This window comes from Pseudomonas sp. No.21 (genome assembly GCF_054558415.1).
Map to the genome: position 1 here is coordinate 36,247 of NZ_BAAJNO010000005.1, position 18,682 is coordinate 54,928.

General features: G+C 66.9%; 14 protein-coding genes. 11 read left to right on the forward strand and 3 right to left on the reverse strand.

Going from position 1 to position 18,682, the window contains the following annotated elements; translation table 11 throughout:
- The first annotated feature begins 338 nt into the window (after positions 1-338).
- The 5 genes from ACYJSS_RS11045 to betI all read left to right on the forward strand — a co-directional run bounded on the left by ACYJSS_RS11045 (position 339) and on the right by betI (position 5,204).
- The gene (locus ACYJSS_RS11045) at positions 339-1,535 is read left to right on the forward strand and encodes a quaternary amine ABC transporter ATP-binding protein (protein ID WP_111259626.1); all 1,197 of its coding nucleotides are present in this window, start codon (positions 339-341) and stop codon (positions 1,533-1,535) included.
- A 2-nt stretch (positions 1,536-1,537) separates the two neighbouring features.
- Positions 1,538-2,422, forward strand: coding sequence for an ABC transporter permease (locus ACYJSS_RS11050; RefSeq protein WP_111259627.1), 885 nt, complete (start codon positions 1,538-1,540; stop codon positions 2,420-2,422).
- A 51-nt stretch (positions 2,423-2,473) separates the two neighbouring features.
- The gene (locus tag ACYJSS_RS11055; protein ID WP_236205483.1) at positions 2,474-3,418 is read left to right on the forward strand and encodes a choline ABC transporter substrate-binding protein; all 945 of its coding nucleotides are present in this window, start codon (positions 2,474-2,476) and stop codon (positions 3,416-3,418) included.
- A 131-nt stretch (positions 3,419-3,549) separates the two neighbouring features.
- A complete protein-coding gene (locus ACYJSS_RS11060) occupies positions 3,550-4,407 on the forward strand; it encodes a glycine betaine ABC transporter substrate-binding protein (RefSeq protein WP_236205484.1) in 858 nt (285 codons plus the stop codon).
- Between the two features lie 203 nt (positions 4,408-4,610).
- A complete protein-coding gene (betI, locus tag ACYJSS_RS11065; protein WP_111259630.1) occupies positions 4,611-5,204 on the forward strand; it encodes a transcriptional regulator BetI in 594 nt (197 codons plus the stop codon).
- A gap of 750 nt (positions 5,205-5,954) precedes the next feature.
- On the opposite strand, the gene ACYJSS_RS11070 is transcribed toward betI, so the two are convergent.
- Positions 5,955-7,490 (reverse strand): BCCT family transporter, encoded by a 1,536-nt coding sequence (locus ACYJSS_RS11070; RefSeq protein WP_111259660.1) that lies wholly within the window; start codon positions 7,488-7,490, stop codon positions 5,955-5,957.
- 362 nt (positions 7,491-7,852) lie between these two features.
- On the opposite strand from ACYJSS_RS11070, the gene betB reads away from it, so the two are divergent.
- Together betB and betA are read left to right on the forward strand one after the other, a co-directional pair.
- Positions 7,853-9,325: a betaine-aldehyde dehydrogenase gene (gene betB / locus ACYJSS_RS11075; RefSeq protein WP_111259631.1), complete on the forward strand. Its 1,473-nt coding sequence runs from the start codon at positions 7,853-7,855 to the stop codon at positions 9,323-9,325.
- Positions 9,326-9,402: 77 nt separating this feature from the next.
- On the forward strand, positions 9,403-11,094 hold the full coding sequence (gene betA / locus ACYJSS_RS11080) for a choline dehydrogenase (protein ID WP_111259632.1): 1,692 nt from the start codon (positions 9,403-9,405) through the stop codon (positions 11,092-11,094).
- Between the two features lie 57 nt (positions 11,095-11,151).
- Here betA and torT read toward each other — a convergent pair whose 3' ends face one another.
- On the reverse strand, positions 11,152-12,183 hold the full coding sequence (gene torT, locus ACYJSS_RS11085) for a TMAO reductase system periplasmic protein TorT (RefSeq protein WP_111259633.1): 1,032 nt from the start codon (positions 12,181-12,183) through the stop codon (positions 11,152-11,154).
- Between the two features lie 128 nt (positions 12,184-12,311).
- On the opposite strand from torT, the gene mdtD reads away from it, so the two are divergent.
- From mdtD to ACYJSS_RS11100, 3 genes are all read left to right on the forward strand, one after another.
- Positions 12,312-13,727: a multidrug transporter subunit MdtD gene (gene mdtD, locus ACYJSS_RS11090; RefSeq protein WP_111259634.1), complete on the forward strand. Its 1,416-nt coding sequence runs from the start codon at positions 12,312-12,314 to the stop codon at positions 13,725-13,727.
- A gap of 83 nt (positions 13,728-13,810) precedes the next feature.
- The gene (gene dbpA / locus ACYJSS_RS11095; RefSeq protein ID WP_111259635.1) at positions 13,811-15,193 is read left to right on the forward strand and encodes an ATP-dependent RNA helicase DbpA; all 1,383 of its coding nucleotides are present in this window, start codon (positions 13,811-13,813) and stop codon (positions 15,191-15,193) included.
- A gap of 70 nt (positions 15,194-15,263) precedes the next feature.
- Positions 15,264-16,502 (forward strand): GGDEF domain-containing response regulator, encoded by a 1,239-nt coding sequence (locus ACYJSS_RS11100; RefSeq protein ID WP_111259636.1) that lies wholly within the window; start codon positions 15,264-15,266, stop codon positions 16,500-16,502.
- Here ACYJSS_RS11100 and ACYJSS_RS11105 read toward each other — a convergent pair.
- Positions 16,499-17,233, reverse strand: coding sequence for a substrate-binding periplasmic protein (locus ACYJSS_RS11105; protein WP_111259637.1), 735 nt, complete (start codon positions 17,231-17,233; stop codon positions 16,499-16,501). The two genes, ACYJSS_RS11100 and ACYJSS_RS11105, sit on opposite strands and share 4 nt — an antisense overlap.
- 153 nt (positions 17,234-17,386) lie before the next feature.
- Here ACYJSS_RS11105 and ACYJSS_RS11110 point away from each other — a divergent pair, with 153 nt between their 5' ends.
- A complete protein-coding gene (locus ACYJSS_RS11110; RefSeq protein WP_111259661.1) occupies positions 17,387-18,565 on the forward strand; it encodes a BaiN/RdsA family NAD(P)/FAD-dependent oxidoreductase in 1,179 nt (392 codons plus the stop codon).
- Positions 18,566-18,682: the final 117 nt, after the last annotated feature.

Here is an 18,682-nt window from a genome sequence, read left to right on the forward strand (position 1 = left end):
CGGATGTACGCGCACCTCCGGTCGAGGTGTTGAACGACCCAAGGATCGGGTTTCGTAGCACTGCCAGAGGGTTTGGAAAGCGGTTTGCAATACAGCGGAATGAAGGTCAGGAACTCAAGGAATCGAACGGTCGTCCATACACCCGAGGTGTCATGGCGGACCGCCGAACCCGTGTCGTGCCGTCCCCCCGCCGCCCGTTGCGCGATCCCCCTGCCACACCCTGGAACCAGTAAACCCACACAGGCAATAACAGTCGGCATCGCCTGTCGGCGCGTCCCCGTGGCGCCCGCCGGGTCCCGTGTAGCTGATCTGGATGTCTACTGAAGGGGAACCATCCCATGCAGTCTGGAAAAATCGTGGTCCAGAACCTCTACAAGGTTTTCGGCCAACAGCCACAAGAAGCCATCGACTTGCTCAAGCAAGGCTGGAGCAAGGAGAGGATCCTCGCCGAACGTGGCGCGGTGATCGGCGTCAGCGACGTGTCGTTCAGCGTCGAGGAGGGCGAAATCTTCGTGCTCATGGGCCTCTCCGGCTCGGGCAAGTCCACCCTCATCCGCCTGATCAATCGCCTGATCGAACCCACCGCCGGTGACGTGTTCATCGACGGGCAGAACGTCGCCAAGCTGCCCAAGGCGCAGCTGATCGACCTGCGTCGCCGCGACATGAGCATGGTCTTCCAGTCCTTCGCCCTGATGCCCTCGCGCACGGTGCTGGACAACGCCGCCTTCGGCCTCGAAGTGGCCGGCAAGAGCAAGAAGGAGCGCGAGCGCCGCGCCATGGAAGTACTGGAGCAGGTGGGCCTGGCGCCCTTCGCCCAGAAGTACCCCCATGAACTGTCCGGCGGCATGCAGCAGCGCGTCGGCCTGGCGCGCGCCCTGGCGGTCGACCCTTCGATGATCATCATGGACGAGGCCTTCTCGGCCCTCGACCCGCTCAAGCGCCGCGAGATGCAGGACGTGCTCCTGCAACTGCAGAAGACCCACCGCCGTACCATCATCTTCGTCTCCCACGATATCGAGGAGGCCATGCGCATCGGCACCCGCATCGGCATCATGGAAGGCGGCAAGCTGGTCCAGGTCGGCACCCCGCAGGAGCTGATCGAGAAGCCCGCCAACGACTACGTGCGCAACTTCTTCGACACCGTCGACACCAGCCGCTACCTCACCGCCGGCCAGCTCAAGGCCGACAGCGTCCCGCTGTACGTGCACAACGGCAAGGCGCCCGACGCGCAGCAGGTGTGCCAGGAGCTGCAGGCGCTGGACAAGCACTACGCCTTCATCGTCGACGAGGACAACAAGTTCCGCGGCTCCATCAGCCTGGAGAAGATCGCCCTGCTGGTGGAGGAAGGCCAGACCAGGAGCCTGGAGCCCGAGCTGCTCAAGCACATCGTGCCGGTGCCCGAGGACCTCCCCCTGGAACAGGTGATCGAGCGCCTCGTGGACAACGAAGGTCCCATCCCAGTCGTCGACCAGGACGGCCATTACTGCGGCGCCATCAGCAAGGGCCGCCTGCTTAGCCGCCTGCAGGGAGAATGACCATGAGCGAGAAACTGGATCTGGGCAGCTGGGTCAACGATGTCGTCCAGCACCTGCTGGACAACTACAGCGGCGCCTTCGAGAACATCGGCGCCGTGGTCAGCGGCTTCTCCGAGCTGATCGAGCGCTTCCTCATGTGGCCGCCGGCCTGGCTGGTGATCGCCGTCTTCGTCGGCCTCGGGCTGTGGCGAATCGGCGTCAAGTTCGCCCTGTTCACCGCCGTCGCCTTCGTGCTCATCGTGCTCACCGGCTTCTGGGAGCAGACGGTGGTGACCCTCGGGCTGACCTTCTCCTCGACCCTGATCAGCCTGCTGCTGGGCGTGCCCCTGGGCATCTGGGCGGCGAAGAGCGAGCGGGTGGCCTACATCATCCGCCCCATCCTCGACTTCATGCAGACCATGCCGGCGTTCGTCTACCTGATCCCCGCCGCCATGCTCTTCGGCCTCGGCCGCGTGCCCGGGATCATCGCCACGGTGATCTTCGCCATGCCCCCGGCGGTGCGCCTGACCAGCCTCGGCATCCGCCAGGTGAACAAGGAAATCGTCGAGGCCGGGCAATCCTTCGGCTGCACCAGCTGGCAGCTGCTATACAAGGTGCAGCTGCCGAACGCGATGCCCTCGATCATGGCCGGGGTCAACCAGACCATCATGATGGCGCTGTCGATGGTGATCATCGCCTCGATGGTCGGTGCCGGTGGCCTGGGCAACGACGTGCTCGCCAGCATCCAGCGCCTGGACATCGGCCTGGGCTTCGAGAGCGGCATGGCCGTGGTGCTGCTGGCGATCATTCTCGACCGCATCACCGAGAGCTTCGGTACCCCGCAGACCGCTTCCCGCGGCCGCCTGTTCGGCTGGTTGAGCGCACGGGCCAAGCTGCAACGGCAATGACGCATACCTAGAAAACAAGAGCCATCACTTTCCAGTAGCAGGGAGTTGCAGATGATGAACATGAAGAAGATCGCGGGTGCCGGCTTGCTGGCCTGCGCGCTGGTGCAAGGCGCGTGGGCGCAGGACCCGGAGAGCTGCAAACAGGTGCGTTTCGCCGAGATCGGCTGGGCCGACATCTCGGCCACCACCGGCGTCGCGATGGTCCTCACCGAGGGCCTGGGGTACACCCCGCGCAAGATCATGGCTTCGGTCCCGATCGCCTTCACCGGCGTGAAGAACAAGCAGATCGACGTGTTCCTCGGCTACTGGGCGCCCTCCATGGACGCCGTGATCGAGCCCTTCACCAAGGACAACGGCGTGAAGGTGCTGCCGACCGCCAACCTCGAAGGCGCCAAGTACACCCTCGCCGTGCCCACCTATGCCGCCGAAGCGGGCCTGAAGAGCTTCCAGGACATCGCCAAGTTCAAGGACCCGCTGGGCGGCAAGATCTACGGCATCGAGCCGGGCAACGACGGCAACCTGCTGATCGACAAGATGATCAAGGGCGACCAGTTCGGCCTCGGCGGCTTCCGCATGGTCGAGTCCAGCGAGGCCGGCATGCTGGTCCAGGTGCAGCGCGCGGTGAAGAAGAAGGAGCCGGTGGTCTTCCTCGGCTGGGCCCCGCACCCGATGAACACCCAGTTCGACATCACCTACCTCGCCGGTGGCGATGACGTGTTCGGCCCGGACTTCGGCGCCGCCAAGGTCTACACCGTGGTACCGCCGGATTACGAGGCGCGCTGCGGCAACGTCGGCAAGCTGCTGAACAACCTGCAGTTCAGCGTCGAGATCGAAAGCCAGCTGATGGACCGCGTCCTGAAGAAGGAAGACCCGGTGGTGGTCGCCAAGGACTGGATCAAGGCCAACCCGGCGATCCTCGACAAGTGGCTGGCAGGCGTCACCACCCTCGACGGCCAGGACGGCGCCGCCGCCGTGAAGAAACACGTCGGCCTCTGATTTTCCGCTTCCCGTCTCCTGCAGCCATGGCCCACCGGGCCATGGCATGCAGCGCCACCCAGCCCGCCCGAGAACGGGCCCGTGGCATCCAACGTAGCTAGCTGCCAATCCCACCTGATGGAGCATTACGTATGCGAAAGCTGAAGTCCCTGTGTCTGCAATCCATCGGCATCGCCGCCCTGGCCATCGGCCTCGGCAGCGCCCACGCCGCTGACAAGCCCACCCTGAAGATCGGTTACGTCAACGGCTGGGACGACAGCGTCGCCGCCACCCACGTCGCCGGCGAAATCCTCAAGGAGAAGCTCGGCTACGGCGTCGAGCTCAAGCCCGTGGAGCCCGCCATCATGTGGCAGGGCATCGCCCGTGGTGACCTGGATGCCACCCTCTCCGCCTGGCTGCCCGCCACCCACGGCGAGTACTTCGAGAAGCTCAAGGACAAGGTCGTCGTCCTCGGCTCCAACTACAAGGGCGCCAAGATCGGCCTGATCGTGCCCGACTACGTCCAGGCCAAGTCCATCGAGGACCTGAACAAATACAGCAAGGACTTCGACGGCAAGATCACCGGCATCGACGCCGGCGCCGGCGTGATGCGCCGCACCGAGGACGCCATCAAGCAGTACAACCTCGACATCAAGCTGATGCCCAGCTCCGGCCCGGCCATGGCCACCGCGCTGACCCGCGCCGAGAAGGCGCAGAAGCCCATCGTCGTCACCGGCTGGATCCCGCACTGGATGTTCGCCAAGTGGAAACTGCGCTTCCTCGAGGACCCGAAGAAGGTCTTCGGCGACGACGAGCACGTCGACACCGTGGCCAACCCGGGCCTGGAAACCAAGGCACCGGAAGCCACCGCCTTCCTCAAGAAGTTCTCCTGGAGCGGCGAGGAAGTGGGCGCCGTGATGCTGGCCATCCGCGAGGGCGCCAAGCCCGAGGAGGCCGCCAAGGCCTGGATCGCCAAGAACCCCGAGCGCGTGGCCGAATGGCTTAAATAAGCGCTGGCGGCTCCGCCACGGCGATGCGTGCCCCCGGTGCGCATCGCCGCTTTTCGTCCTGCATCCCCCTTTCCCGGCACTTCACGGCGCATGCCTTTGACCGACAGGTCATCCCTGAAGCGACCGTCTTGATTGATCGATCAATTTGATACGCCCTAGACTGCGCGCTTTCCCTCGCTCGAATTCGCCATCTGGAGTGACTGATGCCCAAGGTCGGAATGCAGCCGATCCGCCGTTCGCAACTGATCAACGCGACCCTCGAAGCCGTCGACCAGGTCGGCATGGGCGATGCCAGCATCGCCTACATCGCCCGCCTCGCCGGTGTCTCCAACGGCATCATCAGCCACTATTTCAAGGACAAGAACGGCCTGCTCGAAGCCACCATGCGCCACCTGATGCAGGCCCTGAGCACGGCCGTGCGCGAACGTCGCGCGGCCCTGGGCGACGACTCCGCACGGGCGCACCTGCGCGCCATCATCGACGGCAACTTCGACGACAGCCAGGTCAACGGCCCGGCGATGAAGACCTGGCTGGCGTTCTGGGCCACCAGCATGCACCAGCCCGCCCTGCGCCGCCTGCAACGGGTCAACGACCACCGCCTCTACTCCAACCTGTGCTGCGAATTCCGCCGCGTGCTGCCCCAGGAATCCGCCCGCGCCGCCGCCCGTGGCCTGGCCGCGCTGATCGACGGCCTGTGGCTGCGCAGCGCCCTCACCGGCACCACCTTCAACGCCCGGCAGGCGCTGCAGATCGCCTATGACTACCTCGACCTGCAGCTGGCCAAGGCGACCGGCTGACGCGCGTAATGGCGGCGCGACGCGCCGCTTGGCGATTGAAATGGCGCTGTCGGCGTTAGCTTTGTGGTTTTAATGCAGGCGCTCAAGCACGGCACTTTCCGGGCTCCCCAAGGCTCGTGCCACCTCCACCGCATGGGTTTCGCTTCGCTCTACACCATCCTACGAAAGTCCGTGCGCACCACGTGGTGATGCGTTGGACGAAGAAAGTTGGAGCAGCCGCCAAATGCCCCTTTCAGGAGGCCGAGCGAATCGTCGTGGAAGGGGTTGAGCGACATGGATGTCGGGAGAGCCGCGATGGGCCAGGGATGGCCCTTCGCGGCGTGCCCCTGGACGCCACTTGTGGCGAACGCACTTCAGTGCGGCCCGAAGGGCGAGCGTAGCGAGTAACGATGATGGAGCGAGGGGAGTCTGGCGAAGCCAGACCCGTATGCAGGGGCGAGCGCTTTTGGTTCCTTTTAAGTGGTTCGGCATTCCGACGACTGTTAAAAGGGACTCGCCCGGGTGGGCGAAACCAGAAGCACCAGCAAAGCTCGGCAATCAGCTGGACTCAAATCCTCTAGCAATACTTAACGCAGACAGAGCCATTGAAATTGCCCCTACATTGGCCATGGCGGGGCATGTAGGTCGGGTGCAACCCGACATCGGCGGCACAGGGCTTTCGCAGGTTTCACCCGCCCTACGGACGGAGCCATCCGCCACAAACGAAAACGCCCCGGGGTTTCCCCCGGGGCGTTGTTCATTGCGGGCCGGTCAGACGGGGCCGGGCGCGATCACCGGTGAGTGCCGGTTCATCTCCTGCGCCTCCATGTCGATGCGCATGGCCTTGAGCAGGGCGAACATGTAGAGCAGCAGCACCACCGAGAACGGCAGGCCGGCGAGCACCACCACCGTCTGCATCGCCGTGAAGTTGCCGGCGAACAGCAGGCCGATGGTCACCAGGGTGATCAGTACCGACCAGAAGATGCGCAGCCAGTTGGGCGCGTCCTCGTCCAGCTCGCCGCCCTTGCGCGAGAGGTTGGCGAGCATCACCGAGCCGGAATCCGCCGGTGTCAGGAACAGCACGAAGCCCACGCAGATCGACAGGCCGATCACCGCCTTGGCCCAGGGGTAGTGCTCCAGCAGCAGGTAGATGGACATTGCCGGCTGCTCCAGCGCGGCCTTGCCCAGTTCGGTCGCGTTCTGGTCCATCACCAGGTCCAGCGCGCTGTTGCCGAAGACCGACAGCCAGGCCAGGGTGAAACCGAGCGGGATCAGCAGCACGCCGCAGACCAGCTCGCGCACCGTGCGGCCACGGGAGATGCGGGCGATGAACATGCCGACGAAGGGCGCCCAGGAGATCCACCAGGCCCAGTAGAACAGGGTCCACAGGCCCATCCACGCCTCGCTCTTGCCGGACTGCCCGGTGTACACGTAGAGGTCGAAGGTCTTCAGCACCAGGCCGTTGAGGTAGTCGCCGAGGTTTTGCACCAGCCCATTGAGCAGGTGCAGGGTGTCGCCGGCCAGCAGCACGAACAGCAGCAGGCCGCTGAACAGGATGATGTTCAGGTTCGACAACCGGCGGATGCCCTTCTCGATCCCCGACACGGCGGCCAGCGTCGCCACTGCGCTCATCACCAGGATCACCGTCAGCAGCGCGCCCTGGCTATGGGGGTAGCCGAACAGGTACTCCAGGCCGGAGGAGACCTGCAGCGAGCCGATGCCGAGGTTGGTCACCAGGCCCAGCAGGGTGACGAAGATGCCGAAGCAATCCACCGCATTGCCCACCGAGCCCTTCATCAGGCGCTCGCCGAACAGCGGGTAGAGCGCCGAGCGCAGCGCCAGCGGCTGCTTGTGGCGGTAGGCGAAGTAGCCCACGGCGAGGCCGACCAGCGCATAGATCGCCCAGCCATGCACACCCCAGTGGAGGAAGGTCAGCTGCAACGCCTGGCGCGCCGCGTGCTCGGTGCCTGCCTCGCCTTCCGGCGGGTTGTACAGGTGGTCGATGGGCTCGGACGCGGCGAAGTACAGCAGCGAGATGCCGATGCCCGAGGAGAACAGCATCCCCGCCCAGGCACCGTAGCTGAAGTCCGGCCGGTCGCCGTCCGCGCCCAGGCGCAGGTTGCCGTAGCGGGAGAAGGCCACGTAGAGCACGAAGAACAGGTAGGCCCCGATCGCCAGCATGTAGTACCAGCCGAAACTGCGCGAGAGCCAGCTCTGCGCCTTGTTCAGCCAGAGCCCGGCCCCCTCGGGGAAGAGGATCAGGGCGACGGTGAGGATCAGGATCAACGCGGTGGAACCGAAGAACACCACGGGGTTGAGCCGCGCACGCGACTCGGGATGCAGCGCAAGGGAAGCGGTACTCATGTGGAGAAGAGCTCCAGGGCAGTGAAAGCACGCGCCTGACGGCGCAACGACAGACCCGCGCCGCCCTGCCGACCCGCTCATGTAATCCGGCGAAGCCTCTGCAATGCGGCCTGAAGAGGTGCGGCGATGTGCCGCAGCCCCGTTCATGGAGCGCAGCTTATTCTTTGTTGTTTGAACGTTCAATAAAAATAAAGTAGGCTCGTTTTCATGCATCCGGGCGGCTCCACCGTGCCCGGGACTCCGACAAAGGGCCCGCCCCGAGCGCGGCCCGCCTTGCGTAAACGAGACCTGAGAGGACGAACCCCATGGCCCGATTCGAAGACCAGAAGCTCTACATCGGCGGTCGCTACGTCGACTCCACCAGCGGCGCCACCTTCGAGAGCATCAACCCGGCCAACGGTGAGGTCCTCGCCAACGTGCAGCGCGCCGGCAAGGAAGACGTCGAGCGCGCCGTCGCCAGCGCCATCGAGGGGCAGAAGATCTGGGCCGCGATGACCGCCATGCAGCGTTCGCGCATCCTGCGCCGTGCGGTGGAGATCCTCCGCGAGCGCAACGACGAGCTGGCCGCCCTGGAGACCCTGGACACCGGCAAGCCCCTGGCCGAGACCCGTGCCGTGGACATCGTCACCGGCGCCGACGTGATCGAGTACTACGCAGGCCTCGTGCCCGCCATCGAGGGCGAACAGATCCCCCTGCGCGAAACCAGCTTCGTCTACACCCGCCGCGAGCCGCTGGGCGTGGTCGCCGGCATCGGTGCCTGGAACTACCCGATCCAGATCGCCATGTGGAAATCCGCCCCGGCCCTGGCAGCCGGCAACGCGATGATCTTCAAGCCCAGCGAAGTCACCCCGCTGACCGCCCTCAAGCTGGCCGAGATCTACACCGAGGCCGGCGTACCGGACGGCGTGTTCAACGTCCTCACCGGCAGCGGCCGTGAAGTCGGCCAGTGGCTGACCGAGCACCCGCAGATCGAGAAGATCTCCTTCACCGGCGGCACCGCCACCGGCAAGAAGGTGATGGCCAGCGCCTCCAGCTCCTCCCTCAAGGAAGTGACCATGGAGCTGGGCGGCAAATCGCCGCTGATCATCTTCGAGGACGCCGACCTCGATCGCGCCGCCGACATCGCCGTCATGGCCAACTTCTTCAGCTCCGGCCAGGTCTGCACCAACGGCACCCGCGTGTTCATCCCGCGCGTGCTGCAGGCGCGCTTCGAGGCCAAGGTGGTCGAGCGCGTCAAGCGCATCCGCCTGGGCAGCCCGCAGGACGAGAACACCAACTTCGGCCCGCTCACCAGCTTCCCGCACATGGAGAGCGTGCTCGGCTACATCGAGTCCGGCCGCAAGGAAGGCGCGCGCCTGCTGATCGGCGGCGAACGCGTCACCGACGGCGACTACGCCAAGGGCGCCTACGTGGCCCCGACCGTGTTCACCGACTGCACGGACGAGATGACCATCGTCCGCGAGGAAATCTTCGGCCCGGTGATGAGCATCCTCGTCTACGACACCGAGGAAGAAGCCATCCGCCGCGCCAACGACACCGACTACGGCCTGGCCGCCGGCATCGTCACCCGCGACCTGGCCCGCGCCCACCGCGTGATCCACAAGCTGGAGGCCGGCATCTGCTGGATCAACACCTGGGGCGAGTCGCCCGCCGAGATGCCCGTCGGTGGCTACAAGCAGTCCGGCGTGGGCCGCGAGAACGGCCTCACCACCCTCGCCCACTACACCCGCATCAAGTCGGTGCAGGTCGAGCTCGGCGACTACTTCTCCGTCTTCTAAACGGCAACCCGAAGCGGGAAGCCAGGAGCCTCGAGCGCCCTGGCTTCCAGCCCCCAGCCATTTAAAGAGAGAGCCTCATGTCTCAAGAATTCGACTACATCATCATCGGTGCCGGCTCAGCCGGTAACGTACTGGCCACCCGCCTGACCGAGGACGCCGGCACCAGCGTCCTGCTGCTCGAAGCCGGCGGCCCCGACTACCGCCTGGACTTCCGCACCCAGATGCCCGCCGCCCTCGCCTATCCGCTGCAGGGCCACCGCTACAACTGGGCCTACGAGACCGACCCCGAGCCCTACATGAACAACCGCCGCATGGAATGCGGTCGCGGCAAGGGCATCGGCGGCTCCTCGCTGATCAACGGCATGTGCTACATCCGCGGCAACGCCCTGGACTTCGACAACTGGGCCAAGGCCCCGGGCCTGGAAGACTGGACCTACCTCGACTGCCTGCCCTACTTCCGCAAGGCCGAGACCCGCGACATCGGCCCCAACGATTACCACGGCGGCGACGGCCCGGTGAGCGTCACCACGCCCAAGAACGGCAACAACCCGCTGTTCCACGCCATGGTCGAGGCCGGCGTACAGGCCGGCTTCCCGCGTACCGAAGACCTCAACGGCTACCAGCAGGAAGGCTTCGGCCCGATGGACCGCACCGTGACCCCGGAAGGCCGTCGCGCCGCCACCGGTCGCGGCTACCTGGACCAGGCCCGTGGCCGGCCCAACCTGACCATCGTCACCCACGCCACCACCGACCGCATCCTCTTCAGCGGCAAGCGCGCCAGCGGCGTCGCCTACCTGCACTGCGACGGCAACGAGCCGATCATCGTCAACGCCCGCCGAGAGGTGCTGCTGTGCGCCGGCGCCATCGCCTCGCCGCAGATCCTGCAGCGCTCCGGCGTGGGCCCGAGCGCCCTGCTGCGCGAATTCGACATCCCCGTGGTGCACGACCTGCCCGGCGTCGGCGAGAACCTGCAGGACCACCTGGAGCTTTACCTGCAGTACGCCTGCAAGGAACCGGTGTCCATCTACCCGGCCACCAAGTGGTGGAACCAGCCCGCCATCGGCGCCAACTGGCTGTTCCGCGGCAAGGGCCTGGGCGCCAGCAACCAGTTCGAGGCCGGCGGCTTCATCCGCACCCGTCCCGAATTCGCCTGGCCCAACATCCAGTACCACTTCCTGCCGGTGGCGATTAACTACAACGGCAGCAAGGGCGTGCAGGAACACGGCTTCCAGGCGCACATGGGCTCCATGCGCTCGCCGAGCCGCGGCCGTATCCGCCTGAAGTCCCGCGACCCGCGCCAGCACCCGAGCATCCTGTTCAACTACATGGCGTCCGAGCAGGACTGGCAGGAGTTCCGCGACGGCATCCGCATCACCCGCGAGATCATGGCGCAGCCGGCACTGGACAAATACCGTGGCCGCGAGCTGAGCCCCGGCGCCCATGTGCAGACCGATGCCGAGCTGGACGAATTCATCCGCACCCACGCCGAAACCGCCTTCCACCCCTCCTGCTCCTGCAAGATGGGCAGCGACGAGATGGCGGTGGTCGACGGCCAGGGCCGCGTGCACGGCATGCAAGGGCTGCGCGTGGTGGATGCGTCGATCATGCCGGAGATCATCACCGGCAACCTCAACGCCACCACCATCATGATCGCCGAGAAGATCGCCGACCGGATCCGTGGCCGCCAGCCGCTGCCCCGCAGCACCGCCAGCTACTACGTGGCCGGCGACGCCCCGGTGCGCACCCAGCCGCAGCGCAAGGCCGGCTGACCCCCGGGGGCGGCTCGCACCGCCCCCGCCTCTCGCAGGGCCCGCGAATCATCCGCGCTATTCCGGCAGCTCCTGGCGGATCATCCAGTGCCCACCCGGCGGCATCAGCCTGCTGATGTCGAAATCCTCCAGGCTTTCCCGATCGAGCATCTGGATGCGCGGGCTGACCCAGTAAGCCTCCCCCTTGTGCTCCAGCGCCCGCACCGCCAGGTCGATGGCGATGCGCGCCTGGGTCACCGGCGAGTCCGTCGGCGCGGCCAGCACCCGCCCCTGGCGGATCTCCTCCAGCACCCGCTCGGTGGCGTAGAGCGACACCACCTGCGTCTGGAAGCGCGACGGCGAGCCGCTGACCAGTTGCCCGGCGAAGGCCGCCGCCTCGGCATTGGCCAGCAGATAGTCCAGCCGCGACTCGCGCCCCAGCAACCCGCGCACCAGGGCCGCCTGGGTCGAACGATCCACCGGACCGTAGCCACCGTCGGCGAGGCGCACCGGCGCGCCCTCCATGGCCGTGCGCAACCCGCGCTCGGCGTCCAGTACCCAGCCGGCGTCCCTGGGGCCTGGCAGCCAGCCCAGGTTGAGGGGGCCTGCACCCGCCCGCCCGCGTATGTAGCCCAAGGCCTCGCTCGCCATATCGGCGAAATCCACCCGCGAGTGAGCGGTCACGCCCGCGCAGTCGATGCCGTTGACCAGGTCGATCACCGGCGTGCCACTTTTCTTCAACTGGTCGATTTCATGGCAGAGCCCGCGCGCCTCGATGGCGCCGATGACGAAGGCGTCGGCGCCGAGCTGGATGCAGCGGGCCAGCTGGGCGCGCTGCATGGCCGGGAACTGGTAGCCACCGGCTTCGTAGATGCCCAGTTGCACGCCCTGGCGCCGGGCCTCCTCGTGCAACCCCCAGGCGACGCCCCACCAGTAGCGGTCGATGCCATGGGGCAGCAGCGTGCAGATGCGCCAGGGGCGGCTGGCACGGGTGAGGGGCACGTAGTCACGAGCCTTTGCATCGGCGATCACCGATACCGGGAACCACTCCGTCGCGTGGCAGGGCACCAGGGCCAGCAGGGAGAGCAGCAGCGCACAGCAGATCCGCATAGGGGCCATTTCGCAACGAAGAAACAAGGGGAATGAGCACAGCCTAGCAGCCGGCGACAGGTGCCGGCGGGGTGACAGCCCGCCCGCCGGCGCCTAAAGTCCGCAAGGTCGCCCGCCCGAGGAATCCCATGCCCGACCTGCCCAGCCTAGACGCCCGCACCGCCCGTCTGCTGCCCTGGCTGGTGGCCGTCGCCTTCTTCATGCAGGCCCTGGACGGCACCATCCTCAACACCGCCCTGCCCGCCATGGCCCGCGACCTGGCCGAAGACCCGCTGCGCATGCAGTCGGTGATCATCGCCTACATGCTCACCGTGGCCCTGCTGATCCCCGCCTCCGGCTGGATAGCCGATCGCTTCGGCACCCGGCGGATATTCTTCGGCGCCATCGTCCTGTTCAGCCTGGGCTCGCTGTTCTGCGCCCTCTCCGCCACCCTGCCGCAACTGGTCGCTGCCCGCGTGGTGCAGGGGCTGGGCGGCGCGCTGATGATGCCGGTGGGGCGCCTGGTGGTGCTGCGCGCCTACCCGCGTACCGAGCTGGTGCGGATCATGAGCTTCATCACCCTGCCCGGCCTGTTCGGCCCGCTGATCGGCCCCACCCTCGGCGGCTGGCTGGTGGAATACGCCACCTGGCACTGGATCTTCCTCATCAACCTGCCCGTCGGCCTGATCGGCGGCTGGGCCGCCTGGCGCTTCATGCCCGACTTGCGCAGCAGCGGCCCGGTGCGCCTGGACGTCTACGGCTTCCTGCTGTTCGGCACCGCCATGGTGCTGATCACCATCGCCCTGGAAGGCCTGGGCGAGCTGCACCTGCCGCACGTGCGCGTGATGCTCCTGCTGCTCGGCGGCCTCGCCTGCCTCGCCGCCTACTGGCTGCATGCCGTGCAGGTCGAGCAGCCCCTGTTCGCGCCCTCGCTGTTCCGTACCCGCACCTTCGCCGCCGGCATCCTCGGCAACCTCTTCTCGCGCCTGGGCAGCGGCGCCCTGCCCTTCCTCACGCCCCTGCTGCTGCAGGTGGCTCTGGGCTTCCCGCCGGCCCAGGCGGGCATGACCATGATCCCGCTCGCGCTCTCGGCGATGATCGCCAAGCCCCTGGCCAAGCCGCTGCTGGACCGCCTCGGCTACCGCCGCCTGCTGCTCGGCAACACACTGCTGCTGGGCGCGATGATCGCCAGCCTCGGCCTGATCGACGGCGACACGCCCTATCCGCTGCTGCTCCTGCACCTGGCGGCCCTGGGGGCGGTGAACTCCATGCAGTTCACCGCCATGAACACCGTCACCCTGCTCGACCTCGACGACCACCAGGCCAGCAGCGGCAACAGCCTGCTCTCGGTGGTCATGCAACTGTCCATGAGCCTGGGCGTGGCGGTGGCCGCCGCCCTGCTCGGCGGCTTCGGCAAGCCCGACACGCCCAGCGTGCTGGCGGCGTTCCAGGCCACCTACCTGTGCGTCGGCACCCTGACCCTGCTGGCGGCCGCGATCTTCTTCCAGTTGCCCCCGGACAGCGGTCGCGCCGTGCGTCGGGTGCCCGGCGATATGGAGGAATAACCGTCGCTGCGACACCGGGACGGCAGGGTGGCCGCGCGCCATCCTGCTAAACTGCGCGCCAATCCGATTGCCAGGCCCCACCCGTGACCACCAACGCCTTCTCCACCCTGCCCCTGTCGGCCGCCATGCTGGCCAACCTCGATGCCCTCGGCTACCACGAGATGACCCCCATCCAGGCCCTCGGCCTGCCGGTGATCCTCAAGGGCCGCGACCTGATCGCCCAGGCCAAGACCGGCAGCGGCAAGACGGCGGCCTTCGGCATCGGCCTGCTCGACCCGCTCAACCCGCGCTTCTTCGGCTGCCAGGCGCTGGTGCTGTGCCCGACCCGCGAACTGGCCGACCAGGTGGCCAAGGAAATCCGCCGCCTGGCCCGCGCCGCCGACAACATCAAGGTGCTGACCCTCTGTGGCGGCGTGCCCTTCGGCCCGCAGATCGGCTCGCTGGAGCACGGCGCCCACATCATCGTCGGCACCCCGGGCCGCATCCAGGAGCACCTGCGCAAGGGCACCCTGAAGCTCGACGGGCTCAACACCCTGGTGCTGGACGAAGCCGACCGCATGCTCGACATGGGCTTCTACGACAGCATCGCCGAGATCATCGAGCAGACCCCGGCCAAGCGACAGACCCTGCTGTTCTCCGCCACCTACCCCAAGGGCATCGCCGAACTGGCCGGACGCTTCCTGCGCGACCCGCAACAGGTGAAGGTCGAGGCCCTGCACGACGACAGCCAGATCGAACAGCGTTTCTACGAGATCGACCCGGCCCAGCGCATGGACGCCGTGGTGCACCTGCTGCTGCACTACCGCCCGCAGTCCAGCGTCGCCTTCTGCCACACCCGCCAGCAGTGCCAGGAACTGGTCGAGCACCTGCACACCAACCGCATCTCGGCACAGACCCTGCACGGCGAACTGGAACAACGCGAGCGCGACCAGGTGCTGACCCTCTTCGCCAACCGCAGCTGCAGCGTGCTGGTGGCCACCGACGTGGCGGCGCGCGGCCTGGACATCGCCGGCCTGGAGGCGGTGATCAACGTCGAGCTGTCGCGCGATCCGGAAATCCACGTGCACCGTGTCGGTCGCAGCGGCCGCGCCGGCGAGAAGGGCCTGGCCCTGAGCCTGGTGGCGCCGGCCGAGGCCAGCCGCGCCCAGGCCATCGAGGACCTGCAGAAGGCCCCCTTGAACTGGCAACGCCTGGACGAACTGGTGCTGCGCAATCGCGACCCGCTGGTGCCGCCGATGGCTACGCTGTGTATCAGTGGCGGGCGCAAGGAGAAGGTTCGCCCGGGCGACATCCTCGGCGCCCTGACCGGTGAAGCTGGCATTCCGGGGGCGCAGGTTGGCAAGATAGCCATCTTCGATTTCCAGGCCTTCGTGGCCGTGGACAGGAGCATCGTCAAACAGGCTCTCAAGCGCCTGAGCGACGGCAAGATCAAGGGTCGCTCGTTCAAGGTGCGGGCACTCCAGTAACGCCCCGGAAAGGTTCGTCCTGTATGACAGCGCAGGCGGGGATACCCGCCACGCAGCAAGGGAGTAGGTCGTGCGCAATATTCTGGTCGTCGAAGACAGCCCGCTGGTCCTGAAGATCCTCGAGCACCTGTTCCGTCAGGAGCCGGACCTGCAGCCCGTGTTCTGCGCCTCCTGCGCCGAAGCCGAGGTGCTGCTGGAAACCTCCGCCGCCTTGTTCTTCGCCGCCATCGTCGACCTCAACCTGCCGGACGCGCCCGACGGCGAGATCGTCGACCTGGTGCTGCGCTACGAACTGCCCTGCGTCGTCCTCTCCGGCTCCTACAAGGAGCAACGCCGCGACGAGCTCCTGCTCAAGGGCGTGGTCGACTACGTGCTCAAGGAAAGCCAGCACTCCTACGAATACGTCTTCCGCCTGCTGCACCGCCTGGTGCGCAACTGCGGGGTGAAGATCCTGGTGGCCGAGGACTCCGAGGCCACGCGCAACTTCGTGCGCCGCGTGCTGACCCCGCACCTCTACCAGATCATCGAGGCCCGCGACGGCGACGAAGCCCTGCACATCCTCCAGGAGCAGCCGGACATCGACCTGCTGCTGGTGGACCACGGCATGCCCGGCATCAGCGGCTTCGACCTGGTGAAGATGCTGCGGCAGAAGCTGCACCGCACCGAGCTGATCATCCTCGGCCTTTCGGCGGACCAGAAAGGCTCGCTCAGCGCCATGTTCATCAAGCACGGCGCCGACGATTTCCTGCGCAAACCCTTCTGCACCGAAGAGCTGAACTGCCGGGTGATGTCGACCCTGGAGCGCCGCGACCTGATGCGCGCACTGAAGCAGGCGGCGCTGTTCGACTCGCTGACCAACCTCTACAACCGCCGCGCCTTCTACGAACAGGGCCTGCAGCTGTTCCAGCAGGCCCAGCGTGCCGGCCAGGAGCTGAGCGTGGCGATGCTCGACCTCGACTTCTTCAAGCAGATCAACGACAAGTTCGGCCACGCCAGCGGCGACACCGCCCTGGTGATGTTCTCGCGGGTCCTGGCACACGCCTTCCCAGACGCCCTGCTGGGCCGGCTCGGCGGCGAGGAATTCGCCCTGGTCAGCAAGGGCGACGCCCCCACCGTCAAGGCCGCGCTCGACCAGCTGCGGCGCAACTGCGCCCGCCTGAAGTACGCCGCCGATGCACCACCGCTGTCATTCAGCGCCGGCGTCTACCAGGGCGTACCGGAGGATCTGGAAAGCCTGCTGCACGAGGCCGACCAGCGCCTCTACCAGGCCAAGCACGAAGGCCGCGGGCGGACCATCGCCAACCGCTAGAAACCGTGCCGGTCGAAGATGCGCTGGTAGGTCCCGTCATCGCGCATCGACTGCATCGCCCGGTCGAAGTCCTCCACCACCTGGCGATGCATCGGGTGGCTGCGCCGCACCAGGATCGCCAGGTTGTTCTCGCTGAGCGGTCGCGGCAGGAACTCCAGCTGGCCCTTGAGCTCCTTCAGCTCGCGGTTGAGGTGATAGCGCGCCACCAGCTCATCCTCCAGGGTCAGCTGCACGCGCCCGGCGGCGAGCATGCGCGCGCCCATCTCGAAGCCCATCACCGGCACCCGGTCGAGGGTCGGGTCCTGGTCGAACTCCGCTGAATAGGCATAGCCGCGCACCACGGCGATGCTGTAGGGGCGCAGGTCGGCCAGGGTCTGGAAGTCGATCTTGGCGCCGCGGTGGCGGAGGAAGCGCACGCGGTTGACCAGGTAGGGCCTGGAGTAGAGCCCATAGACGGCGCGGGCCTGGTCGTACCAGGCGTTGATCACCACGTCGTAGTCGCCCACCTCCAGCCCGCGCAGTGCCCGCGCCCAGGGGACCTCGACGTATTCGGTGCTGTGCCCGGCGCGCTCCAGTGCCGTTACCACCAGGTCCACCGCCAGGCCGCCCTCGGGCAGGCTCGCATCGGTGAACGGCGGCCAGGTGTCGGCCACCAGCCGCAGGTGCTCGGCGCGCAGCGGGCCCGAGCACAGCAGAACGAGCAACAACAGGACACTGCAGGTCTTTTTCATCCATGGCTTCCACTGGGGCTGGGACGGTCGGCATCGCCGGACTGCACGCATTTCCCTTGCCAGCCAGCGGAGAGCGCTGGTCGCGGCACCTCCATAGGGTAGACTTCGCCACCGGCGCGCGCCTTGGCCGATTCGACTTCCGAGGGTGGTTTCTTGTTCGTGACTGACGTGGTGATTATCGGGGCCGGCGCCGCCGGCCTGTTGTGTGCTTCGAAGACCGCCGCGCGCGGACGCAAGGTGCTCCTGCTCGACCACGCGAACAAGGCCGGCAAGAAGATCCTCATGTCCGGCGGCGGGCGCTGCAACTTCACCAACCTCTATACCGAGCCGGCCAATTTCCTCTCCGCCAACGCGCATTTCTGCAAGTCGGCCCTGGCCCGCTACACCCAGTGGGACTTCCTCGAGCTGGTCAACAAGCACGGCATCGCCTACCACGAGAAGAAGCTCGGCCAGCTGTTCTGCGACCACAAGGCCAGCGACATCCTCGCCATGCTCCTGGCCGAGTGCGACGAACACGGCGTCGACCTGCGCCTGGACACCGCCGTCACCGGCATCGCCCGCCACGACGCCGGCTACGAGCTGCAGACCGGCATCGGCCCGGTGCGCTGCCAGTCCCTGGTGATCGCCACCGGTGGCCTGTCGATCCCCACCCTGGGCGCCACCGGCTTCGGCTACCAGGTCGCCCGCCAGTTCGGCCATGAAGTGCTGCCGACCCGTGCCGGCCTGGTGCCCTTCACCATCACCGACCAGCTCAAGGAGATGTGCACCGAGCTCTCCGGCACCTCGGTGGACGCCCTGGTGAGCTGCAACGGCGCCAGCTTCCGCGAGAACATCCTGTTCACCCATCGCGGCCTCAGCGGCCCCGCCATCCTGCAGATCTCCTCCTACTGGAACCCGGGCGACACGGTGTCGATCAACCTGCTGCCCAATCTCGACGTGCCCGCCTGGCTGGTGCAGCAGCAGGGCGAACGCCCCAATGCCGAGCTGAAGACCCTGCTGGGCGAGCTGTTCACCCGCAAGTTCGCCGGCCTGCTGGCCGAGCGCTGGTTCGTCTCACGGCCGATGAAGCAGTACAGCCTGGCCGAGCTGCAGGCCATCGCCGAAGCCCTCGGCGACTGGCAGGTGACCCCGTCCGGCACCGAGGGCTATCGCACCGCCGAAGTCACCCTGGGCGGCGTCAGCACCCACGAGGTCTCGTCCAAGACCATGGAGTCGCAGAAGTCCCCCGGGCTGTACTTCATCGGCGAAGTGCTGGACATCACCGGCCACCTCGGCGGCTTCAACTTCCAGTGGGCCTGGGCCTCGGCGCACGCCGCCGCACAGTTCGCCTGAGGCGGCAGCATGCCTGACGGCGCCAGCGCCTGCGCATTCACGCCAGCGGGTGTAACCCGCCTCGCCCGGGCAGCATCCAAGCGGTAACCTCTCGCCATCGGCCCACGCACACCCGCG

Bases quoted from the DNA above. Each gene is read 5' to 3' on its own strand.
- ACYJSS_RS11045 (WP_111259626.1), top strand. From the start codon at position 339: ATGCAGTCTGGAAAAATCGTGGTCCAGAACCTCTACAAGGTTTTCGGC.
- ACYJSS_RS11050 (WP_111259627.1), top strand. From the start codon at position 1,538: ATGAGCGAGAAACTGGATCTGGGCAGCTGGGTCAACGATGTCGTCCAG.
- ACYJSS_RS11055 (WP_236205483.1), top strand. From the start codon at position 2,474: ATGATGAACATGAAGAAGATCGCGGGTGCCGGCTTGCTGGCCTGCGCG.
- ACYJSS_RS11060 (WP_236205484.1), top strand. From the start codon at position 3,550: ATGCGAAAGCTGAAGTCCCTGTGTCTGCAATCCATCGGCATCGCCGCC.
- betI (WP_111259630.1), top strand. From the start codon at position 4,611: ATGCCCAAGGTCGGAATGCAGCCGATCCGCCGTTCGCAACTGATCAAC.
- betB (WP_111259631.1), top strand. From the start codon at position 7,853: ATGGCCCGATTCGAAGACCAGAAGCTCTACATCGGCGGTCGCTACGTC.
- betA (WP_111259632.1), top strand. From the start codon at position 9,403: ATGTCTCAAGAATTCGACTACATCATCATCGGTGCCGGCTCAGCCGGT.
- torT (WP_111259633.1), bottom strand. From the start codon at position 12,183: ATGCGGATCTGCTGTGCGCTGCTGCTCTCCCTGCTGGCCCTGGTGCCC.
- mdtD (WP_111259634.1), top strand. From the start codon at position 12,312: ATGCCCGACCTGCCCAGCCTAGACGCCCGCACCGCCCGTCTGCTGCCC.
- ACYJSS_RS11105 (WP_111259637.1), bottom strand. From the start codon at position 17,233: ATGAAAAAGACCTGCAGTGTCCTGTTGTTGCTCGTTCTGCTGTGCTCG.